At 46.3% G+C, this 20,340-nt stretch carries 17 protein-coding genes and 1 pseudogene; 6 read left to right on the plus strand and 12 right to left on the minus strand.

The features are described 5' to 3' along the window. Positions 1-129 precede the first annotated feature (129 nt). From AC0YN3_RS16775 to AC0YN3_RS16795, 5 genes are all read right to left on the minus strand, one after another. Positions 130-5,730 carry a sugar-binding protein gene (locus tag AC0YN3_RS16775; RefSeq protein ID WP_475776149.1) on the minus strand — a complete coding sequence of 1,867 codons (5,601 nt, stop codon included), beginning with the start codon at positions 5,728-5,730 and terminating at the stop codon, positions 130-132. A 72-nt stretch (positions 5,731-5,802) separates the two neighbouring features. Next, entirely contained in the window at positions 5,803-6,822 is a 1,020-nt protein-coding gene (locus AC0YN3_RS16780; protein ID WP_475776150.1) for an SGNH/GDSL hydrolase family protein, read from the minus strand. 115 nt (positions 6,823-6,937) lie between these two features. Further along, on the minus strand, positions 6,938-8,491 hold the full coding sequence (locus AC0YN3_RS16785) for an extracellular solute-binding protein (RefSeq protein WP_475776151.1): 1,554 nt from the start codon (positions 8,489-8,491) through the stop codon (positions 6,938-6,940). A gap of 50 nt (positions 8,492-8,541) precedes the next feature. Further along, positions 8,542-9,402, minus strand: coding sequence for a carbohydrate ABC transporter permease (locus AC0YN3_RS16790; RefSeq protein WP_475776152.1), 861 nt, complete (start codon positions 9,400-9,402; stop codon positions 8,542-8,544). Continuing rightward, on the minus strand, positions 9,396-10,256 hold the full coding sequence (locus AC0YN3_RS16795) for an ABC transporter permease (protein WP_475776527.1): 861 nt from the start codon (positions 10,254-10,256) through the stop codon (positions 9,396-9,398). The genes AC0YN3_RS16790 and AC0YN3_RS16795 overlap by 7 nt, the downstream gene beginning before the upstream one ends. Before the next feature lie 350 nt (positions 10,257-10,606). Here AC0YN3_RS16795 and AC0YN3_RS16800 point away from each other — a divergent pair, with 350 nt between their 5' ends. Further along, the gene (locus AC0YN3_RS16800; protein ID WP_475776153.1) at positions 10,607-11,632 is read left to right on the plus strand and encodes an SGNH/GDSL hydrolase family protein; all 1,026 of its coding nucleotides are present in this window, start codon (positions 10,607-10,609) and stop codon (positions 11,630-11,632) included. 83 nt (positions 11,633-11,715) lie between these two features. Here AC0YN3_RS16800 and AC0YN3_RS16805 read toward each other — a convergent pair whose 3' ends face one another. After that, complete coding sequence (locus AC0YN3_RS16805) at positions 11,716-13,182, minus strand: sialate O-acetylesterase (RefSeq protein WP_475776154.1); 1,467 nt, start codon at positions 13,180-13,182, stop codon at positions 11,716-11,718. 35 nt (positions 13,183-13,217) lie between these two features. Beyond that, positions 13,218-15,398 (minus strand): annotated as a pseudogene (locus AC0YN3_RS16810) (FAD-dependent oxidoreductase). Between the two features lie 232 nt (positions 15,399-15,630). On the opposite strand from AC0YN3_RS16810, the gene AC0YN3_RS16815 reads away from it, so the two are divergent. Continuing rightward, positions 15,631-16,239, plus strand: coding sequence for a hypothetical protein (locus AC0YN3_RS16815; protein ID WP_475776155.1), 609 nt, complete (start codon positions 15,631-15,633; stop codon positions 16,237-16,239). Here the strand turns inward: AC0YN3_RS16815 and AC0YN3_RS16820 are convergent. The 5 genes from AC0YN3_RS16820 to AC0YN3_RS16840 form a co-directional block, all read right to left on the minus strand. Further along, positions 16,170-16,493, minus strand: coding sequence for a DNA methyltransferase (locus AC0YN3_RS16820; protein ID WP_475776528.1), 324 nt, complete (start codon positions 16,491-16,493; stop codon positions 16,170-16,172). The two genes, AC0YN3_RS16815 and AC0YN3_RS16820, sit on opposite strands and share 70 nt — an antisense overlap. Further along, positions 16,478-16,870, minus strand: a complete 393-nt coding sequence (locus tag AC0YN3_RS16825) for a DNA methyltransferase (protein WP_475776156.1) — start codon at positions 16,868-16,870, stop codon at positions 16,478-16,480. The genes AC0YN3_RS16820 and AC0YN3_RS16825 overlap by 16 nt, the downstream gene beginning before the upstream one ends. 206 nt (positions 16,871-17,076) lie before the next feature. After that, positions 17,077-17,328 (minus strand): hypothetical protein, encoded by a 252-nt coding sequence (locus AC0YN3_RS16830; protein ID WP_475776157.1) that lies wholly within the window; start codon positions 17,326-17,328, stop codon positions 17,077-17,079. A 188-nt stretch (positions 17,329-17,516) separates the two neighbouring features. Next, a complete protein-coding gene (locus AC0YN3_RS16835; protein ID WP_475776158.1) occupies positions 17,517-17,684 on the minus strand; it encodes a hypothetical protein in 168 nt (55 codons plus the stop codon). Between the two features lie 110 nt (positions 17,685-17,794). Then, the gene (locus tag AC0YN3_RS16840) at positions 17,795-17,968 is read right to left on the minus strand and encodes a hypothetical protein (protein ID WP_475776159.1); all 174 of its coding nucleotides are present in this window, start codon (positions 17,966-17,968) and stop codon (positions 17,795-17,797) included. Between the two features lie 153 nt (positions 17,969-18,121). Between AC0YN3_RS16840 and ku the strand changes: the two genes are divergently transcribed. The 4 genes from ku to AC0YN3_RS16860 are packed head-to-tail and all read left to right on the plus strand — an operon-like array spanning position 18,122 to position 20,339. Continuing rightward, positions 18,122-18,964: a non-homologous end joining protein Ku gene (gene ku / locus AC0YN3_RS16845; RefSeq protein WP_475776529.1), complete on the plus strand. Its 843-nt coding sequence runs from the start codon at positions 18,122-18,124 to the stop codon at positions 18,962-18,964. Then, the gene (locus tag AC0YN3_RS16850; RefSeq protein ID WP_475776160.1) at positions 18,961-19,854 is read left to right on the plus strand and encodes an ATP-dependent DNA ligase; all 894 of its coding nucleotides are present in this window, start codon (positions 18,961-18,963) and stop codon (positions 19,852-19,854) included. Before ku ends, AC0YN3_RS16850 begins: the two co-directional genes overlap by 4 nt. Continuing rightward, positions 19,851-20,018, plus strand: a complete 168-nt coding sequence (locus AC0YN3_RS16855; RefSeq protein WP_475776161.1) for a hypothetical protein — start codon at positions 19,851-19,853, stop codon at positions 20,016-20,018. The genes AC0YN3_RS16850 and AC0YN3_RS16855 overlap by 4 nt, the downstream gene beginning before the upstream one ends. Next, positions 20,019-20,339 (plus strand): hypothetical protein, encoded by a 321-nt coding sequence (locus AC0YN3_RS16860; protein ID WP_475776162.1) that lies wholly within the window; start codon positions 20,019-20,021, stop codon positions 20,337-20,339. Position 20,340: the final 1 nt, after the last annotated feature.

Genomic DNA, 20,340 nt, shown 5'->3' on the forward strand with positions numbered 1-20,340 from the left:
AGTACGAAGCTAGTAATCTTTTTCATAAAACAGAGACTCTCCGGGCTTATCTGTGAGATAAGCTCAGAGAGCCTCTTTATTTAGTCAATCATTATAACAGTTCTCGTACCTATTCGGCTCTTCTCGTTCTCAGATCTGGAAGACAACTACGGCATCTGTCTCGATATTTTGCAGCTTCTGCGTTATTGTTCCTTCATAAATCATGCTGAACGTATACGAGCCCGGCAGCAATTCCTTGCTGATTTCTCCTTCGCTTGTATTTCCTATGGTCCGCCAGCTTCCAGCATAATAGCTCACATTGCCGTTGTCTAAATGGTTCCCTTGGCTATCCTTTAGCTGCACCTTGACATTAACCGCCTGGAAGACAACTACGGCATCTGTCTCGATATTTTGCAGCTTCTGCGTTATTGTTCCTTCATAAGTCATGCTGAACGTATACGAGCCCGGCAACAATTCCTTGCTGATTTCTCCACCGCTTGTATCTCCAACAGTCCGCCAGCTTCCAGCATAGTAGCTCACATTGCCGCTGTCTAACGGATTCCCTTGACTATCCTTTAGCTGCATATTGACATTAACCGTCTGAAAGATAACTAAAGCATCAGTTACGGTGTTTTGCACCTTCTGCATGCTCGTACCTTCGTAACTCATGGAGAAGGTGTAGCTCTTATTCGCCAAAACTTTTTTTACTGTACCCGTATGATCGGTTATGCCAAAGTCTTTCCATCCACCGTCATAGTACGAAACAATACCGCCGCTGAGTGGATTTCCGTTGCTGTCTTTGAGCTGAACCTTAGTGGCTAGATCTGTCGTCGTTTCGGAAGATAACTGCATCTCCCCGAACGCAGACGTGTTACTCCAGTTGTCGACCGTTCCCGACCATAACAGCTGACTGCTCCTGTCAAAACCGTCGTCTTCATCGTTATTTGCCACATCAAAGCCGATGGTCATGCCAGCAGAAGGCGTAATACCAAGCGAGCTCCATGGAAGCGCCATCTCCACACTGTACCCGCCCGGGATCGTGGACCATGCATGCAGTACGCCATCCTTGAGACCTCTCACTTCGAATAAATCGTTGTCGTTCCAGCCCTTGATATACTGCCGGTCGTAGCTGTCATAGAAGGTTCCCTTATTGTTGTTGCCGTCTACATAGATTTCGACGGAATCGTCTAAGAATGTGCTAATGGAGTTATTGTACAGGTCATCGTCATTTACTTTGACCCCCACATATAAATAATCGTTATCCCACAGCACACCAAACTCGGCGGTATTATTCGGGGTACCGATCACGGCTTTGTTTACCTGCTTCTCCATGACCCAAACTGCTTCGTCCAACGATCCGTCAACCGTAACGGTATCTAATGTTTTCTTAACTTGGAGTTGTGTGTAAGATACGTCCATCGTGACGGTAACCGCGTTACTCGCCTCAGAAGTATTGTTTTCCACATCCTTTGCCTTCACCGTGAACGTGTAGGATGTGCTTGGCATCAACCCGGTAACCGTATAGATTGTTGATGTTGCCGTTCCAGCTAACGTGTTACCGTTATAGATCTCGTATTCCTTAACGCCGACATTATCTGTCGATGCCGTCCAAGACAATGTCGCTGTCCGATCGGTATGTGATTGCACTGTCAGATTGGTAGGAATCGTTGGCGCTTGTGTATCCCCTATGGTTACAGATGATAACTCCAAATCCCCGAACATGGAGGTGTCTGTCCCGTTGCTGCCCGTTCCGGCCCACATCAGCTGTCCGTCACGGTCACCGCCGTTGTCATCATTATTGACCGCCACATCGAAGCCAATGGACATGCCCGCAGTCGGAACAATGCCAAGCGAGCTCCATGGAATCGCTAATTCCACACTGTACCCATCTGGAATTGCAGCCCATGCATGATTTACGCCTGTGGACAGACCGTTTTGTTCAAACAGTGTGCTGTCATTCCAGCCCTTAATAAACTGCCGATCATAGCTGTCGTAAGTTGTGCCTTTATTGTGATTAGCGTCGATGTAAATTTCAACTGAATCATCCAAATATACAGCAGCAGAATCATTATGAAGCTGGCTGTCGTTCACCTTCACTCCAACATACAAATATTCGTTATCCCATAACACGCCATAATCCGCAGTATGATTTGGAGTGCCATAAGTGGTCTTGCTCAGCGTCTTCGTCATCGTCCATACAGCTTCATTTAACATGCCGTCAATGGTGACTGTGGCTAGTGTTTTATTCGGTTTAATCAAGTAAGGGTCTGTCGTGACATGAAGTGGATTACTTGCTAGAGATACGTTCCCCGCCGCATCCTTGGCCTTAATGGTGAAGGTATAGGTGGTACCTCCAGTGAGACCGGTTACGGTATAGGTTGTTGATGCTACTGTTCCAGCCAAAGTCGTGCCGTTGTATACTTCATACTCGGCTACGCCTACATTATCCGATGAAGCGCTCCATGACAAATCGACTGTCCTCTCACTCTTCGCAAGCGCTGTTAGATTACTCGGTATGATCGGAGACGCGAAGTCGCGATCATGAATGACTTTTACTTCGTCGAAATCCCCTCTTACTTTATAAGAAAATAAGCCCATTTTCCCCGCGGTGTGACTCGTGTCCTGAACCGTTAATTCCTTAACCCCATCAACATAAAAATCAAGGGTTTTATGATTTAATAAGGCTGTGAACGTGTAGGAAACATTCATGGGCATGGCAAAACTCTTTTCAGCCAAGAGAGAGTAGGTGCCGCCTACATATTTGACAATTTGAAGTTTACCTGCCCTGTAACGGAAAGAGTAGTGATTGCTCGGATCAACGTACCTCGCCACGATGCCAATAGCAGGATCGGAATCAGACGATGTCATTTTGATGCTCGCTTCCACGCTGTAATTGTCAGAGGTGCTGGCATCTACTGTGCTGTAAGCCATAGCCGCCTGCCAGGTCGATTGTTTATAAACCTTAGAGTTGCCCGCTGCTGCAACGGCCCAGGTTCCATTCTGTGTGGTCCATCCGTCAGCGATGCCGTCCTCGAAATTGTCGCTGAAGGCAAGCGTTCCCGGACCCGATAGGGTTGTCGCCACTAACGCGCTGCTGAGCGCAGACGTACTGCCTGCGGTATCCCTCGATTTGACGGTAAACGTATACGATGTACCTGGAAGAAGTCCCGTGACGGTAAATGTCGTTCCCGCTGTTGTCGTTCCCATAAACCTAGATCCGCTGTAAATATTATATCCAGCAACGTTGGTAAGATTGGCAGGCGGGCTCCAGCTCAAGCTAATGCTAGTTCCCGCAGCCGACTGCAATGACAAATTAGTCGGAGGCGATAGAGGAGCCGCTGTTATAATATTAAGCGTATTGCTGGCCGCGGATTTGTTGTTCGCTCCGTCTTTCGCTTTTACGGTAAACGTATACGCTGTGCTTGGCGATAGACCCGTAGCTGTAAACGTCGTACTTGAAGTGGTGCTGCCAATTAAAGTGCTGCCCCTGTAAACCTCATATCCCGCTACTCCGGTGTTATCCATGGATGCTGTCCATGATAAGAGTAAGGTAGTGGCGGTTTGCGACGGAGATGATAAATTCGTCGGCGCCGTCGGTGGTTCAGTATCAATCCCTTCACTCATCAAGGTTTCGCCATAGAACACGCCTGAGCCGCCAGTTCCGATGTAAACACGGCCCCAAACCTGACGGTCACCTTCCATCGTATTCGCTAAATTGCTTGCAGTTGGGTCGGGTACGTCAATCTTTACCCAGCTGGCACCGAAATCGTCAGAACGGAAGATCCCCGCAATATTATTCACCGTACCATAGACGAAAACCGTCGGATGGCTGTATCCAAGCCGATTTTTCCCGAATGCAAACAGCTTCGCTCGCTGCACGTTGGGTAGCTTCTCCCAATTGTCTCCGGAATCGCTGGATCGCATGAGCCCCTCTGAATCAAGACTGACCCACACTTCGCCAGCCATCCCTGGAGCCGCCTTTACGCTGTAGTACGTGATATCTTCCGTGTCCGAGAAGGTGGATGCGATCGGCCACGTGACACCGCCGTCTGTGCTGCGATGAAACTGACCTGTCGATCGATCTAGGAGGTAAAACGTGTCGTTGTTTACCCTGTCAGATGCCAGTGGCTGATACCAAGTCCAGAAGGTGTGGATTGAGTTTGCTGGCGCGCCAATAGAGGGATTCCAGGTTTGTCCCCGATCAGTTGAATAGAATGGCGCGCCATTCTGCGGCAACCAGACGATCGTCTCGCTCGCGGCCGACACCGCAACACGTCCATACTCACCCGGTGGATTGACGAATGCAGTCCAGTTTTGGCCGTTGTTGGTGGAATATCCTCCTCCACCCGTTCCATACCAGCGAGTGCCGCCTACTCGAGCAATGAAATTCGGATTACTTTCTTGGAAATCGATCGAGGTCGTATCGCCCAAGTCCGGGTTTGAGAAATTAACGCTCGGAAAAGTGGTCAATGACGTATGGCGCATGCCATCCATATCGGCATGTCCGCTTAACAGCGGAGCGCCGATTGGTGTGCTGCGCAGCGCGAACGTCACAAGTTCCTCATGACCCTGTTCGTATGTGTACCAATGGGATGGACTCGCCGTTATATCATCCGTTTTCCATGTGCCTACGAAGTCGGTATACCATACCCGATTGGGGTTAACCGGATCGATCGTCAGGCTTGCTGTAAAGTTGGCAAATGAATCCCACCAAGGAACATTCGGATGAGCGACGGTCATCACCCTGTCCCAATTTGCCCCCCCGTCCGTAGAACGATAAATCCAACCGGTCGGCGTATTCTGAACAGCGGCCATCACAATGTTCGGGTTGGTCGGATGAACAGTAATGCCATTGTACAGGGCCGCACTTGGCGGAGTTATATTCGCCCAAGCTCCACCAGCAAACTTGGAAACGCCCGAAGGAGTGCCTGAAGAAACATTCCCACTGTAGCTCACGTACAATGAACCATCGGAAGCGACAACTGCCCGATTCGGGTTCAGCGGACTTCCGCTCATCAGAGCCCATGTCTGCCCCCCGTTCGTGCTTTGATACACGCCGCTGCCCCTCACGCCGACATAGATGGACTGTGTGGCATTCCCAGGCGTTCCTGTGTTCTTATCAAACACGACAAAGTTTAATCCATATGGAGCATTGCCGATGGCTGGAAAGGCGTCAACCCGCTCCCATGAATTTGGGCTGGCAGCGGTCGTGCTTTTCCACAGCCCGTCATATCGTGATCCCATGAAAATAATATTCCCATCGTTTGGATCGACCGCGAGCCGTTCTCCCAAATCCCTGCCCGGCCCATTAGCAAATTGCTTTTTAGAGAATCCGGTTTTTGTCCAGGTAGCTCCCCTATCCGTAGATTTAAGAATATCCCACTTCGGCCATTCGAATGTGCCGGCCGCCACATAGACCACATCCGGGTCCGACGGATCAAGAGCGATGCTGTCAATCCCGTATAAGTTAGCATCTGGCTCTGTCAACCAATCCATGAGCGGGATCCACTTGTGATTGACCGGATCCCAGCGGTGAGCCCCCCCAACGTCGGTTCGGATATATACGAGATCCGGCTCCGTCGGATGGATGGCCATCCCCGTAACGAAACCTCCTCCGCCTATAGCGACATTGTTCCATTTGTATGGCTCCGTTACTGCAGCACTAGCGGATGGTGCAGACAAGACAAACAACAGCATCATAAGACCGACACCAATAAAGAGACGATTGGTAAGCGCTTTCAACATACTCATTACAAACCCTCCTGTTATTTAAAAAGTCTCAAGGCATTAACTAAGGCAAATGGGACCAGACTTTACTTGTTACTAGAGAAGCACCTTCATAAACGTTGCCAAATTCTCTCCGATTTCAATCATGCCATGGTCACCGGGGTGGAGTAGATCATGAGAAAGCCCGTAAGTAGACTTAAGCAGCTCTCGTCCATCTATATAATGAACATTCGACAGCACAGAATCTTCCGTAATGGACTGAAGTATAGCCCGATATTCATCCGCAGTCGCTGCCGGATTACGAGCTGGCCAGCATAGACCAAGGTCATAGAATATAGGAAAAAGTCCAATGCAAACGATCGGTTTACTTGGATGTCGAGCTGTTATCCTACGTACGAAATCACCTGCACGCTCTTCAAAGTGGGCTGCGGATACGCCTTGGTTCAGCATATTAGCCGAGACGCATAACGAAGCGATATCCCAATCATCACAGTCCGCTATGTAGTCGGCAATCGCCGGCTCACAGTAGGCAGCTCCTGAAGCGCCGAGATTGATCACATCGGCATGCAATCGCCAGCCGACTTGTTTCACATAAGCTAGCGCTGGATGACTAGCAGCAATCCCTTGGGTAATAGAAGTGCCGTAGGCAAGGTAACGCAGTGACGGCAGCTCATCCTTGCGAGGTGGGCGTATACGATCACCTTCCACATGGATAAGGTGTATTTCTCCGCCTTGAAAGAGCAGTCTCCACACCTGCGGTGCAAAAGTACCAGCTGCGCGTCCGACCCGCTCCAATGGTAAAAAAGCCGGTGACGGAACAGAGAGCTCCAAAGTCGTCGGCTCCTTCCCAATGAGGTAGCTGCCAGCCGCGAAGTCTCCGAAATATAAATATGCACGTGTAGAATCACTGTAGCTAGACAAGGTTACTTTGACTGGTTTCCAGTCGTTGACGAAACGAATTTCACAGCATGCCGATTGCTTATATTCGGCTTGTGCTGCTTCTCTTACCTGTACGAGCACCTCCTTGGGTAAACGCTGCAGCAGCACACCAGCTTTGCCCGGTATGCTGACAACCTCAGCAACGTTATGCAGCTCTACGTTTTGGTAAATCATCATTTCCTCCTTTCCACATACAGCGCGATAAACCTCTCTCGAAGTCATTTGAAGCTGGAAGCGACTACGTTGATAGAGAGGTTTATTCGCCAAGCAGGGTGCAATAATAGATCATTTATTATTGAATGAAGCCGAGCTCCTTCATCTGCTTGCTAGCCTGATCCATAAACACTTGATAATTAAACTTGCTGTTCAAATCACCAGCCAAGCTGTCAAAGCTGTCAATTGGTTTTTTCCCATATACAATCTCCATAGACAAATCGCCAATATAGCGGTATGCGTCAGCGGCATTAAAGTCGCTTGGCAGATCTATGAAGCCGTTATACAGGTTCAGCCTGTTCAGCTTGGAGGCTTGATCAATGATAGGGGCTGCGTAGTCAAATTTTGTTGCAAGATATTCAGATTCAGGACGGCCTGTTAATTGATACAACCAAATATAGCCTGCTTCTGCAGCTCCAAGCTCTGATATCTTCACCTTACTGCCTTCAGTCGTAAAATGCTTATCCTTAATGCCGTACTGCACTAATTGAGAACCTTCTGGCGAAGAAACATAATTGAGAAGGTCGAATATTTTTTGTAGCTTTTCCTCATCCTTTCCGAGCGTCCTCGACAACGCGATCAGCCCGGATGTTGAGCCTACGTCGTAAGGGCCTTCGATTTGACCAGCAGGACCTTTAATCGTCGGAACCATCATCCACTCTGCATTTGGATTGGCTGCTTTAACATTCTCGGCCCCTTCTTTACGGATAAATGCACCCCAATCAATGAATACAATGCCAACCTGGCCTTTTATCCCTTTGTCTGAAGCAGCCGTACCTTTATTGCTGAATATTTCCGGATCTACAACACCGGCATCAAAAAACTTCTTAACCTCAGCAAGCGCTGCTTTCATATTTGGGTCCTGCGGAGAAGTGATCGATTTCCCATCCTTGATATAAACGCCAGTAGCCATATCCAGAGATGGAACGCCTAATGAACCAAAGACTGGAGCGAATGTTTGCCAACCAAGCCCGGAAATACCGAATGTATCCTTCTTGCCGTTTCCGTCCGGGTCCTCTTCCGTAAATGCTTTAGCCACTTTCAGAAGCTCTTCCGTTGTCGTTGGCACTTCAAGTTTAAGCTTCTCAAGCCAGTCTTTTCGAATATAATAAGAGGTTGTCATCAAGGCCTGTGTTTTAGCGATCGCAAACGTTTTGCCGTCAAAAACGCCTTTCTTAAAACTATCATCCCCGACCATCGTCTTTACTTCCCCTAATCGATCAAGGTAAGGCGTAAGATCAAGCAGCGCTCCTTTTTCCGCCAGCATCTGCAGCGTGGCGCGACTGTCAAGCTCCATAATGTCTGGGTAATCGCCGGCAGCTATTCTAGTATTCAGCTGGCTTTTGAAATCATCCGGCGACGCTGGTGAAGTGAGTGTAATATCGACGTTCAGTTTCTCGTCTAGCGCTTGCTTGATAAAGTCATTGCCTGCATCCGGCAGCTTGGTTCCCCAACCAACTTTCGTTATTTCGAGCTTTGTCGGTGCTTTCGGAGCTTCCGAGGTTTTGGTCGGATCCTGGGATGCAGTCGGCGTACTATTATTGCCACTTTCGTTTTGTGCACATCCCCCTAACACAAGCGATAAAGATAAGATGCTGACGAAAGCGCTTAAAGTCCATTTTTGCTTTTTCATTTTCCGATTACCTCTTTCATTGTTTAGTATTAAAAATGGCTTCCTATCAATCAACCCTTGATTGCACCGATCAACATCCCTTTTGTAAAATGTTTCTGGACGAACGGGTACACAAGGATAATAGGCAGGCTTGCCGATATAACAGCTGCCATCTGCAGCGTTACAGTCGGTAGAGTCACGTCAGTCTGCTGACTCAAATTCGAGCTCTCGAGCAATAGATTGCGAACAATAACCTGAAGCGGATATAGCTCCTTGTTCGTAATATACAGAACCGCGGAGAAGAAATCATTCCAGTGCCCCACCATATAGAAAAGACTCACCGTCATGATAGAGGGTATCGACAAAGGAAGCACCAGCTTTATTAACGCCGTCGTTTCTCCCGCACCGTCTATCCGCGCGGAATCGTGCAGCTCCTCGGGCAAGCTCTCGAAGAAGCTTTTCATGATCAACAGGTTGAAGGTCCAGATTGCGCTAGGCACGATCATCGACCAAACGGTATTCATCAGTCCAGTATCTCGAACAACTAGATAAGTAGGAATAAGTCCGCCGCTGAACAACATCGTGAATACGACTATCATTAGAAAAAACGTACGGCCGCGGAGCTTTCTGCGGCTTAACGGATAAGCCATCAGGATCGTCAGCACCATGTTAATGAACGAGCCCACTACCGTTACAAACACGGTTACCCAGAATGCCTTAGGAATGACCGAGTCGGTGAACAACTCCTTGTAGGCATCGAAAGTAATAGACTTCGGAAAGAGAATAAATCCACCATTCTTTAATACTTCTGAATACGGCGTAAGCGAGATAGACAGTACATAGAGAAGAGGAAGAATAGCAGATATCGCCACCAATACTAGAACGACATAAATGAATAGATCGAATATTCGATCAGAACGGCCTCTTACCATATCGATCCCCCCCATATTTTAGCTACTCTATTCGCTATCATGATAAGGATCATGCCAATCAACGATTTGAATAAACCAACGGCGGATGCCAAGCTGAAATTCATCTGTTGGAGCCCTGTTCGATACACCCATGTGTCGATAATATCAGCTACTTTATACACCTGCGTATTATACATGATATAGATTTGATCGAAGCTCCCTTCCATAATGTGACCGATCTTTAAGATGAGCAGGAGCACGATGGTCGTCTGAATACCGGGCAGTGTAATATGCCAGATCATTCGTAAGCGTCCTCCCCCATCCACCCGACAGGCTTCATAGAGCGTGTTGTCTATCGAGGCCATCGCCGCCATGTAGATAATGGCTCCCCATCCAATGTTTTGCCAGATATCACTTCCAACCAACAAGCTGCGAAACCAATCCGTTGAGGTAATGAACGGGATCGCTTTGAAGCCAGAATTGACAAGCAAATGATTCACAATGCCCGATGTCTCAGATAAAAGAGCAATTACGATTCCGTAAATGATGACCCATGACAGGAAGTGAGGCATATAGCTAATCGTTTGCACCCATTTTTTGAGCCATCGACTTCTACACTCGTTGAACAAAATAGCTAGAAAAATGGGAGGTAATGTTCCAAAGATCAACTTATATATACTGATCAAAAGGGTATTCCCCAAGATTTCGGTAAAATAAGGAGAATTGAAAAATTGCAGGAAATATTTGTTCCATGGATCACTCCAGGGACTGTTCCAAAGTCCACCCACAATGTCATAATCCTTGAATGCAATGATTAACCCATACATAGGCACATATTTATAAATCACATACCAGATCAAACCTGGCAACAACATCAAATACAAAGCCCGGCTCCGCCATATGTCCTTCCAAAGACGAAATCTCCGCTCAGCAGCAATGCTGCCTTTCAAGTTCGATACTTGTTCTTGAGTAGATACATTACTCATGTTGATCACCTCCTTCTACTTTATGTTAATAGCATAACGCGTTTACGAATTTCGCATAATCAATAAATCTCTGCATCATGTATCACAAAATTAGTTAAAAATGATCGTTTGAATATAAATGAGGTGTATCTATGCTCCTATTTTCTGTTCCTAAGGTCTTAATTTCACTAGCTTGACAAAGTAAGATTCTCAGCGTTAATGTCTATCCAAAAGGGATGACTCAAGGAGGCGGTAAGCTGATGTTGATGAAGAAGTTCGAGCTGTATAACGTACAAGCATTAGTAGCAACAGAAGGCGACAAGGGAATGAAGCTTAGCAGAGTACCAGAGGTTCTAAGATCAGCCTTAAATGAAAACGCACAACGGACCGCTTTCAATGGTTGCGGTGTGGAAATACGGTTTAATCTGCACAGTGAGAAAGCACGAGCCGTACTGCGGAAACTGCCTAACTCCGCTATCTCGCTGCACGGCGTTGCCGAGGTGTACCATGGCGGTTTTCAAGGATCGTATGATTTGTGTCCGCAGCATATCGGGCTATCAGATTCCGAAATTGTTGTGCATGCTTCTCCACAGCTATCTGAGCTCAGGCAGTTAACGCAGCGCTTCAATATTCCCTACGACCCGAGCTTAATCCGCATCCTACTGCCCTATGACTGCGGAGCTCTGTTCATCAGCTTAGATGGAGACACTTCACCACCAAGACCGGACCAAGCTCCTTCTCGGAGAATGTTATCATACGGCTCCTCGATTACGCACGGCGGTGGTTCTGTCGCGCCTTCCGAAACTTACGCAATGAATACCGCCCGATTGCTGAAGATGGATCTCATCAATTTGGGCTTTGCCGGCAGCGCTCATATGGAGCCGGAGATGGCGGATTATATCGCCTCTCGTGATGATTGGGAAATAGCAACACTTGAGATGGGCATTAATGTGATCGGTATATGGTCTCCCGAGACATTCGCCGAACGTATCGATTATTTTATCGAGACAGTGGCGCATGCACATCCGAACCGCTGGATCTTCTGCATCGATATGTTTACCAATTACAATGATCTGGTATCGCCACAGAAAGCGGCAATCTTCCGAAATATCGTTCGCGATAAAGTAGCCTCACTGCATATGCCTCGAGTCATCCATCTCGACGGCACCCATTTGCTGCCCGGCTATCTAGGTCTCTCCGCCGATCTCGTTCATCCTTCTCCGTTCGGCATGCTGGACATCAGCCAAAGGCTGGTTACCGAAATTCAAAAGCATATCACATCATAAAAAAGAGGCTTCCGAGCTCATTTATACAATGAGTTGAGGAAGCCTCTTCCTTGATTTTATTAACTGACAACGATCTTAACTTATCATATTGTCCGAAACGGAGCAGCAGGCAGACCTTCAGCACTCATCAGGTTTGCATAGGTGACATTGGACCAGCCATATCGTACGAACCGGGGTATGCGGACTTTATCACTTCTGACCCTTACCGTACTCCCATGAATTTCCGCCTCTACAGGCAGGAACTCACCACTCTCACCAGCTGCCTCAAAGCCGACTAATCGATTCCCTTCACGAATCAACAGTCCTGTTTCTGCATGATCAAAATGTAGAACAGCATGGCCATCCTCTATTCTGATCTCACGATAAACAGGCCCTGAGCTCTTAACCGCTCTGCCATATACTTTATCTAATGCCAGTAAAGCTAAACGCTCACCGACCGGCTTCTTATCCAGAGGATGAATATCTTCCGGCTCTCCACACTCCAAGACCACAGCCATTGCAGTGAATGGAACCCGATTGGCTGTTTGCTGCTGCGCCTCTCTAAGCAGCGGCCATTGTTCCCCCATAGGGTTATTATGATCAAAAATAGGCAGCTGCACGAATAGAAACGGAAGCTCGGGATCATTCCATTGTCTGCGCCAATCTAAAATCAAGATCTCTAGTAATTTACTATACAAATCTGATCGATCGACATCAGCTTCGCCTTGATAATAAATCACACCTTTTATCGCAAAAGCGAACACCTTCCGCAGCATCGTTTCATATAATCCACAGGGACGCATAAAGGAATGAGGGCTTAATGGAGGCGGCCAAGGATACTGCCCCAGCTCTTCCCCCTTATATCCCGCTTCGTTCTTTCGATTATAATGGTCAACATCCTCGTCATACTTTCTGCTTACCTGCTCAAATTCCTGCCAATCAAAGCCTTCCATTTGTTCAGTAAACTCCTTGGTATAAATAGAAAGCTCTGCATCTGCCTCCAAAACTTCTTCCGCCACCCAACAAGAAGCAGAGGTTCCCCCCCAATTGCAAGCGATAATCCCAATCGGCACTTGCTCTGAATCAATCAGCGCTCTCGCATAATAATAAGCGACCGCAGATATATCCCCTGCCGTTTCTGGCGTGCATGTTTTCCACATGCTTGTCAATTGAATGCCCTCTTGCTCAATAGCTAGCTTTGGCACCTCATAAAAACGCAGTAAAGGTACGTTCGCTGCAGCTATAGCCTGTTCAGCTTGATCACTATTACTCAAAGACCACTCCATATTGGACTGTCCGCCTGCTAGCCACACATCTCCAAAAACAACATCCACCAGCATAATGGTGCTTTCAGCCGTTTCCACGATCAGCTCACAAGCTTCCCCAACCCCCATAGCCGGAAAAGTTACACTCCATTGACCATCATGTATCTCAGCAAAGCCGCTTACACCGCGACAAGTCACAGTCACTTTATCTCCATCTGTCCCTGTCCCCCAGACTAAAAAACTTTTATTCCGTTGGATAACCATATGATCATTAAAAAGTGGATCCAGCCTCAGCTGATTATTCATAACCTATCACTCTCCCATATCTTTATTTAACCGATTCAACCATAGACTCTGATCTCGAAAACCTCTGCACGAGGACATCCATTCGTTGCCTCTATGCATAATTTTATTTGGTTAGTAGTAATCGCTTCAATGAGGTAATGCACTTTTTTTCGTTTGTGATTATCCTGCTCCGTTATGATCGTAACCCATTCCCCAGCGATGTAAGCTTGAATGCGATAGCTTTGCACGACCTCGGGAATAACTGCAAATGGCGTTCGATGATGATGCAGGTTGATTAAATCCTCATTTACGTCATCGTTAAAGGTTAGATGAATTTCACCAATCTCCTGCTCGTTATCCCAAGCTAATTGAACCCATTCCTCGGAATTAGCGGATAGCGGGTTGGATGCCCACATATGCGGGCCAGCATAAGGCCGTATATAGCATCGCTAACTTGACTCGCCGCATAGGACTCCGTATTGGGCGTTACCCGCAAGCATACCGACCGGCGATTCCATTTGCGCATGCTCCACTGCACGATCGGCTGGTCGGTATGCTGATCTTCCAGCAATGCGGATACGACTACCGGCTTAGGCCCCTTCTCAAAGCAAACCACACCGGTTAACGACTCATCCGATCCGTGCAGCGTTATAGCCTCATTCGCTTTGACGATAACAAAAGCATTGCAGGCTGACTCCGGCTGCCAATCCAAATCCAGCTTAACCCACTGCTTGTTGCCCGCGGCAACGGACTTCGAAGCTGATTTCACCCATTGCTTAGGTACGTAATTCTCTTCCTTGCCCGTGTGCCATAGCTCCACCTCAAGCGTTGCGAACTGCTTAACATCTACAAGCAGTTCAACCGATGGCAGCACGGGATTAACCGGGAACAATATACCGATATCGCAATCCAATGAATGCACGCTTGTGGCATTTTCAATTGCAATTCGCTCCAACGTGCTGGATGCGGAAATGCGGGCGGTTTTTGCCAGATCATCCGGATCATTGCCGGCCACACCAATGATTGATGCATCCTGCCGTAGCATAACCTGCTGCAATTCCTTCATATAATCGCGGTGAAGCACACGCGGCGTAATCCCTTTCTGTACGGAAAGCGCAGCGCCGCTGCCTGCCGCTTCCCCGATTACAGCACAGGTTGCCATCACTCTTGTCGTGCCGAAAGCAACATGTGTCGCGCTAATGTCCCGGCCAGCAAACAACATATTGCGAACATTACTTGAATACAAGCTTCTGAACGGGATGTGATAGACACCGTCCGAGTATTGATGCTTCGAGCCGCTCTCTTCCGAGTACATGCCTTGCGGTGGATGAATATCGATGGACCAGCCCCCGAAGGCAATACGGTCCTCGAATGGCTCCTGCGCCATAATATCGTTCTGGTTCAGCATATAATCCCCGAGAAAACGCCGATACTCTCGTTTGCCGGGAATGGATCCTACCCATTCCAACGTCATATTTTCCGCATCGAATTGGCCTGAATTTTTAATATAGTTCCAAATCCCGTAAATAACCGACCACAGCTCGTCACGTATCCGCTCGTTGTCATGGACCGTATCCAGCTCTCCGCCCCATTCAATCCACCAATAGTGACATCCAGAGTCTCCGCCCCATTCAATCCACCAATAGTGACATCCAGAGTCTCCGCTTCGGATTACTCGCTTCATCGGAATCGTCGTTTGCGTTATATCCTTGTCAAAGCTTGGCGGGATATATTTGACCGGCATGCCTGCATCCTTCGTATAAAACAGCAGCGTGCTGCCAAGCGTAATGTCATCCGCCACCTCCGGCGCCCAATCATCGTTGTACTCATCCTTGGCTTCGCGGCCTATTCTGTATTTCGCTCCGGCAAGGAAACCAACAAGGCCATCGCCGGTACAATCGATTTACATGCTGCTCTCGAAACGAATTTTACTCTCTGAGCCCATCATCCATCCTGTTACGCTTTGAATGACCCGGTCAAGCTCCGGTCCTTCCGCTTTCACCTCATGCACATCCGTGTTAAGGAATAAGCGAATATTTTCTTCTGCGCGAACGGTCTCCAGAACAACAAGATCCCATAAATAAGGATTCCCTTCGGGGTTTCGGTACTGGTTCTCGGTGAACATTTCACCCATGATGCCGGTTTCGCCCAAGACGGGCAGCAGTGACGGCGGCGCAAACACCGGCAAGCCCACCGCCAATTACGGTAATATCAGATTTTATATGCTCGATTTTCATCTGGCTAAACCTCCACTACGTCGATTTGACTTTATCTTAATATGGAGGCTATTTATTTAACATGCACTACGCTATCATATAACCATATACTTTATTTCATCATGGAGGTGGATAAAAATGACAGTGCTCAGCTCCAGCCTTTATCCAATTCTTTCTCACCATATCTTCTGGGATAGCAAGTCCGAGTTTCAATTAAGTGTAAAATACCTATGATCTATGGGTGATGTTTGCCGTGGAGAGCGGGAGCTTCTCGTATCGAATAGCGGAAATAGAGGGAACAGCTCGAATGGGAGATGTGGTCGTCTGTCCGCCGGGCTTTCCCTTTCATCGCAGCGTGATTCATGCGTTATCGTTTCATTTTATCGGATTTTCACTTGACTCGGTTTCAAACGATGAATTCGGCTTGAATGCACGTGAACAAACGGTCCAGCAGCAGCTGTCCGAATACGTATACAAGATGGTCATTCAGCACCGGAATCGTCTGGCCGACAACTTGAATAGCCTAAAGCAGCAATCGGGATATACCGAGGATCAGAATTTGTATTGGCAAAATCATATACTGAACGATATTTGGCAATTTTGCCGCCAGACGGAATCCTCCCCCGTCAATCTGGTGGATGAACTTACTGATCCACTTATTGAACAGGCCAAGGCCTTCATTCATCAGAATCGCTATCAGGATATAAGCATGCATAATCTTGCAGCTGAGCTCGGCATAAGTGCTGTACAGCTTAGCCGCAGGTTCCAGCGGAGCGTAGTCATCCAACTAGTTTATAGGTCCAGATTTATTAACAATTTTGTACTCTCTATTCGATCTATAGCAATCTCAAACCAATGGTGATCAATCTCAAAAGCCAGCCAAGACCGATATGTCATAATGGCAGCCACCTCAGCTACTCCGCTTCCTGCAAAAAAATCAACCATTAATTCATTTGGCTCGCTACTGTTCTCAATCATTTCTCTTAGTAATTTAACCGGTTTCTCCGTAGGATGTATTGTTTTGTTCCCATGGATACGTGGAACTCGCCAAATATCAGGTTGTTTTCTAGTTGATATTTTTCTTATACGCTTGTCGCCTTTTACTGCAAAAATAATGAATTCATGTCGATAACGATACTGCCAGCAATTCCCATATGTTCTTTATCCCAAACGATACAATTCTTAATAATAAAGCCTGCATTTCGAAGCCACATAACCATATCTGCATACATACGCCAATCAATACAAACATAAATATGACGTCCAGGCTTCAAAACTCGATATGCTTGAAAGATCCATTGCATTGAAAAGTGCTTGTAATCTGCCGGTGATAATTTATCATTTTCTAAAATATCAAATCTTGGCTGTTTTGATTTTGTTTGCGTAGTCCCACCAAATCGCAAATTATAAGGTGGATCAGCAATTAATACATCTACTGAATTATCTGCTAAATGTTCCTTTGCGCCTTCAATACAGCTTTGGTTATATATCATCTTATTCCTCCTGGTGTAATTGCTTCTAATAAATAAATTCTACAACACAGATCGGAACAAGTGTTCTCTTTTTTAAAAATTTACAGGATTGCTCCCGTAACTCTCATAACCCTTCTCCTTTTCATTTCAAAAGAATGAGGCTACCGTATTAACTTGCAGCCTCATTAAGCGATCCGGCAGAAATTTAGAAAACACGACACACCTAATTAATAATTATTCACGACATAGCCCTTGGCCAAATGTTCGAGAAAATGATTTATATCCCCGTTCTTATAATCAATAGCAACAATGATATCTAATATTTTTTTTTGCTCATCCTCTGGTGTGGAAGTAAGAATCACATTAATTAAGAAATCACTTTCGACCATATGTACATATCCTTTATGTGTAATCGAAAAAGTACGTGCCTCTAATTCCTTTTCTTCAAAAAATTTTTTTAAAGTATTCTTGCATCTCACACCTCCATCTCATTTTAATATAATTAATTGCTTTTTAACGCAAACAATCAACGGATTCCTTACCCAAGGTGCTGCAAGTAACCATGTACATCTCCATTTATAAAATCAATTTGGAATATCATACCCCATCTTCAGCCTTTACTTGCGGCCACCGGCACGCAATCCCATTAGCAGCAAATGTAAGGCCTCTAACGCATTTTTTCAGAAGCCACAATACTAATATCATGCACCGTTACATTCGAGACACTTAACCGATCTCGTATTGTGTTTTCTAAAGCTATTTGATCCACATGCCAATTCGCCTCTTCTTTCGATTGATCCTCTAAATCCAGCACAATGGTTAACTTAGCCCGCAAATGATTCTCCTCCTCTTCTTACTTTCTAGCCTCTTCTGCAAAACGGATACAATTCACATTTCTGACAGAGAAATAAACTTTATTCCTCGAATGTAATATCCATGTAATACCTATTCCCTAGCCTTCTTGCAAGCTCCTCGACGTCCACCTGTTTTATCCTTTAGCTTCTTTCTTGCTGTCGAGAACACAACATCCTCGTTGTCCGTGTCTACGAACACACTTTCGATACGAAATGTTATTTCAAGAGCATCAAAGTGAAATTCAACTGTCCTGTCTTTCGCCACAATCATTCCCCCTACGTATTAGTTGGTCTAACTAAGAGTAGCATCCATGCCTGGCTAATTAGTTAGCAATTAGTCAGCAAAAAGTATGATGAATCAACTGAATATTTTTCTCATTCTAGAGCAATCTAAATGAAAAAAATGGATGTGATCTCTGTGCATACAGTGTGGAAAGGCGCAATCAGTTTTGGCCTGGTACATGTACCGGTAAAAATGTATACCGCAACAGAAGACAAAGACATTCACTTTCGGAGCCTTCACAAAGACTGTGGCATGCCGATCAACTACATGAAAACATGCCGGCATTGCGACAGAGAGATCGGACCTGATGAAATTGTTAAGGGGTTTGAGTATGAAAAAGATAAATTTGTCGTAATCAAAGAGGATGAGATAGAAAGCATTAAAGACGATGCAGCTAAAACAATCAAAATTTTGGATTTTGTTGATCTTCAGGACATAGATCCGCTCTATTTCCAAAAGGCTTATTACCTTTCCCCCGATATGGCAGGTGCTGGAGCCTATAGACTGCTGTTGGAGGCAATCAAACAGACAGGCAAGATTGGCATAGCTAAAATATCAATCCGCAGCAAAAGCAGTTTAGCGGCTATCCGAGTGGTCGACAATTGTATTTGTATGGAGACCATGTATTATCCGGATGAGATACGCGCCCTCTCTCAAGTTCCGAACCTCCCACAGCAAACTTTAGTTAATGATAAAGAACTTGGAATGGCAATGGCTCTTGTAGAGCAGCTCAGTGAAAAATTTGAGCCTAGCAAATATACGGACGATTACCGTATTGCCTTGCTTGAACTAATTGATCAGAAGGTCGCTGGTGAGAGCGTCGATATTGTCACTACGCCTGCTGCTTCTGGACGATCAAATGTAGTTGATCTTATGGCAGCTTTACAAGCAAGCTTGGATGCAACAAAACCCTTACCAGAAGCCTCTCCTCCTAAAAGAAGGAAGAGCACAGCTAAAACAAAGGATAACGTATCATGACAGTTTTAATGGAGCTTCCAGGCGTACCAATGGCTCCGGTCACATCGCCCGATATCCCGACCGGCCCCGATTGGGGCTATCAAATCAAGTGGGATGGTGTACGCACTTTGGTTAGGCTCGATGGTAAAGGCGGTGTAGAAATATTTTCGAAGCGCGTTGAACCACGTAACGATCGATTTCCTGAGATTGTTGAACTTATGCGTCCGCTCCGAATCGGTGCCTGTGTTCTTGATGGAGAAATTGCTTACTTTGACGGTACACGGCCAAACTTTCAGCGCGTTCTTATTGGAGTTAGCCGGAAGAAATATGATGACAATCTGATCTTTGTTGCTTTCGACATGCTTTATGATGATGGACAAGATATTCGGCCGCTCCCCTTCAGGGAACGGTATGAGCGACTTACAGCTAAGCTTCCAACAAAGCAGCCGAGGTTATTTGTCACTGACCTGGTATATGATGGCCCAGCATTGTGGGATTGGGTTAATACTCGTGAGTGGGAAGGTATCATATCCAAAAAGCTAGACAGCCCTTATGTTGAAGCTAAAAAGCATCGATACTGGTATAAAAAAAGAAAAGAAGTCCGGATCGTTGCTGAAGCGGTTGGAATAAAACTTAAAGCAGGATATGTATCTAGCCTAGTATTACGATTTGAGGATCGATATGTTGGCCATGTATCGGGCATAGATGCGTCTTCCAAAAAGGTGCTAAAACAATTTATGGCGCAACATCCTGGAGAATGTCCTTTCCCTACCCTATCCACCAGCATGAAGAAGTCAGACGTTAGATGGCTCAGCGTACCATTCCCCTGCAGGGTCACGGCTTTGGAATTTAGCGACTCCGGTATCTTACGGCAGCCAAAGCTTATTGGATTTGGGAGTGGCAATGGATGAGAGAAGGCGACTTTGTACGAGTAAGAGGGGCAATAAAAGTCGGCAGAATCCGTCGTATTAGAGATAGAAGTGTGGAAGTCGAATGGATTTTTGAAAAGATCATGAGTAATGGCAGTTTTAGGCACATCGTGGAATATGAGATCGATGATTTGGAAGGTGTTTAGATGCTGAATCAAGAAACATTAATGGTCACATGCACAAGCTGTAGCAATCAAAATGAGATCCCCATCGACATCCTTTTAGATTATTCCTGTGTGACTTGTGGTACATCGCCATTAGAAATTAAAGAAACCGAACACGAATTTCTAGTAAAAGAGCTCGATGCAGCAACTAACGAATTGGATCGTGTAATCGGTAATGTTACTCAGGGCAGTATGGATCCCAATATGGCATCAGATTGGCTGGAATATGAATCAGGGCAAATTGCCGATATACTTGATAAAACGCGGGCATATATCAAGGACAATCAGGAGAAATATCTTTAAG

It is taken from the genome of Paenibacillus sp. J22R232 (genome assembly GCF_056269165.1).

What these genes read in the sequence shown, in the direction of transcription:
- AC0YN3_RS16850 (WP_475776160.1), top strand. Translation starts at nt 18,961, where the DNA reads ATGACAGTTTTAATGGAGCTTCCAGGCGTACCAATGGCTCCGGTCACA.
- AC0YN3_RS16790 (WP_475776152.1), bottom strand. Translation starts at nt 9,402, where the DNA reads ATGGTAAGAGGCCGTTCTGATCGAATATTCGATCTATTCATTTATGTC.
- AC0YN3_RS16805 (WP_475776154.1), bottom strand. Translation starts at nt 13,182, where the DNA reads ATGAATAATCAGCTGAGGCTGGATCCACTTTTTAATGATCATATGGTT.
- AC0YN3_RS16775 (WP_475776149.1), bottom strand. Translation starts at nt 5,730, where the DNA reads ATGAGTATGTTGAAAGCGCTTACCAATCGTCTCTTTATTGGTGTCGGT.
- AC0YN3_RS16825 (WP_475776156.1), bottom strand. Translation starts at nt 16,870, where the DNA reads ATGATATATAACCAAAGCTGTATTGAAGGCGCAAAGGAACATTTAGCA.
- AC0YN3_RS16860 (WP_475776162.1), top strand. Translation starts at nt 20,019, where the DNA reads ATGCTGAATCAAGAAACATTAATGGTCACATGCACAAGCTGTAGCAAT.
- AC0YN3_RS16855 (WP_475776161.1), top strand. Translation starts at nt 19,851, where the DNA reads ATGAGAGAAGGCGACTTTGTACGAGTAAGAGGGGCAATAAAAGTCGGC.
- AC0YN3_RS16800 (WP_475776153.1), top strand. Translation starts at nt 10,607, where the DNA reads ATGTTGATGAAGAAGTTCGAGCTGTATAACGTACAAGCATTAGTAGCA.
- AC0YN3_RS16785 (WP_475776151.1), bottom strand. Translation starts at nt 8,491, where the DNA reads ATGAAAAAGCAAAAATGGACTTTAAGCGCTTTCGTCAGCATCTTATCT.
- AC0YN3_RS16795 (WP_475776527.1), bottom strand. Translation starts at nt 10,256, where the DNA reads ATGTTGTTGCCAGGTTTGATCTGGTATGTGATTTATAAATATGTGCCT.
- AC0YN3_RS16780 (WP_475776150.1), bottom strand. Translation starts at nt 6,822, where the DNA reads ATGATGATTTACCAAAACGTAGAGCTGCATAACGTTGCTGAGGTTGTC.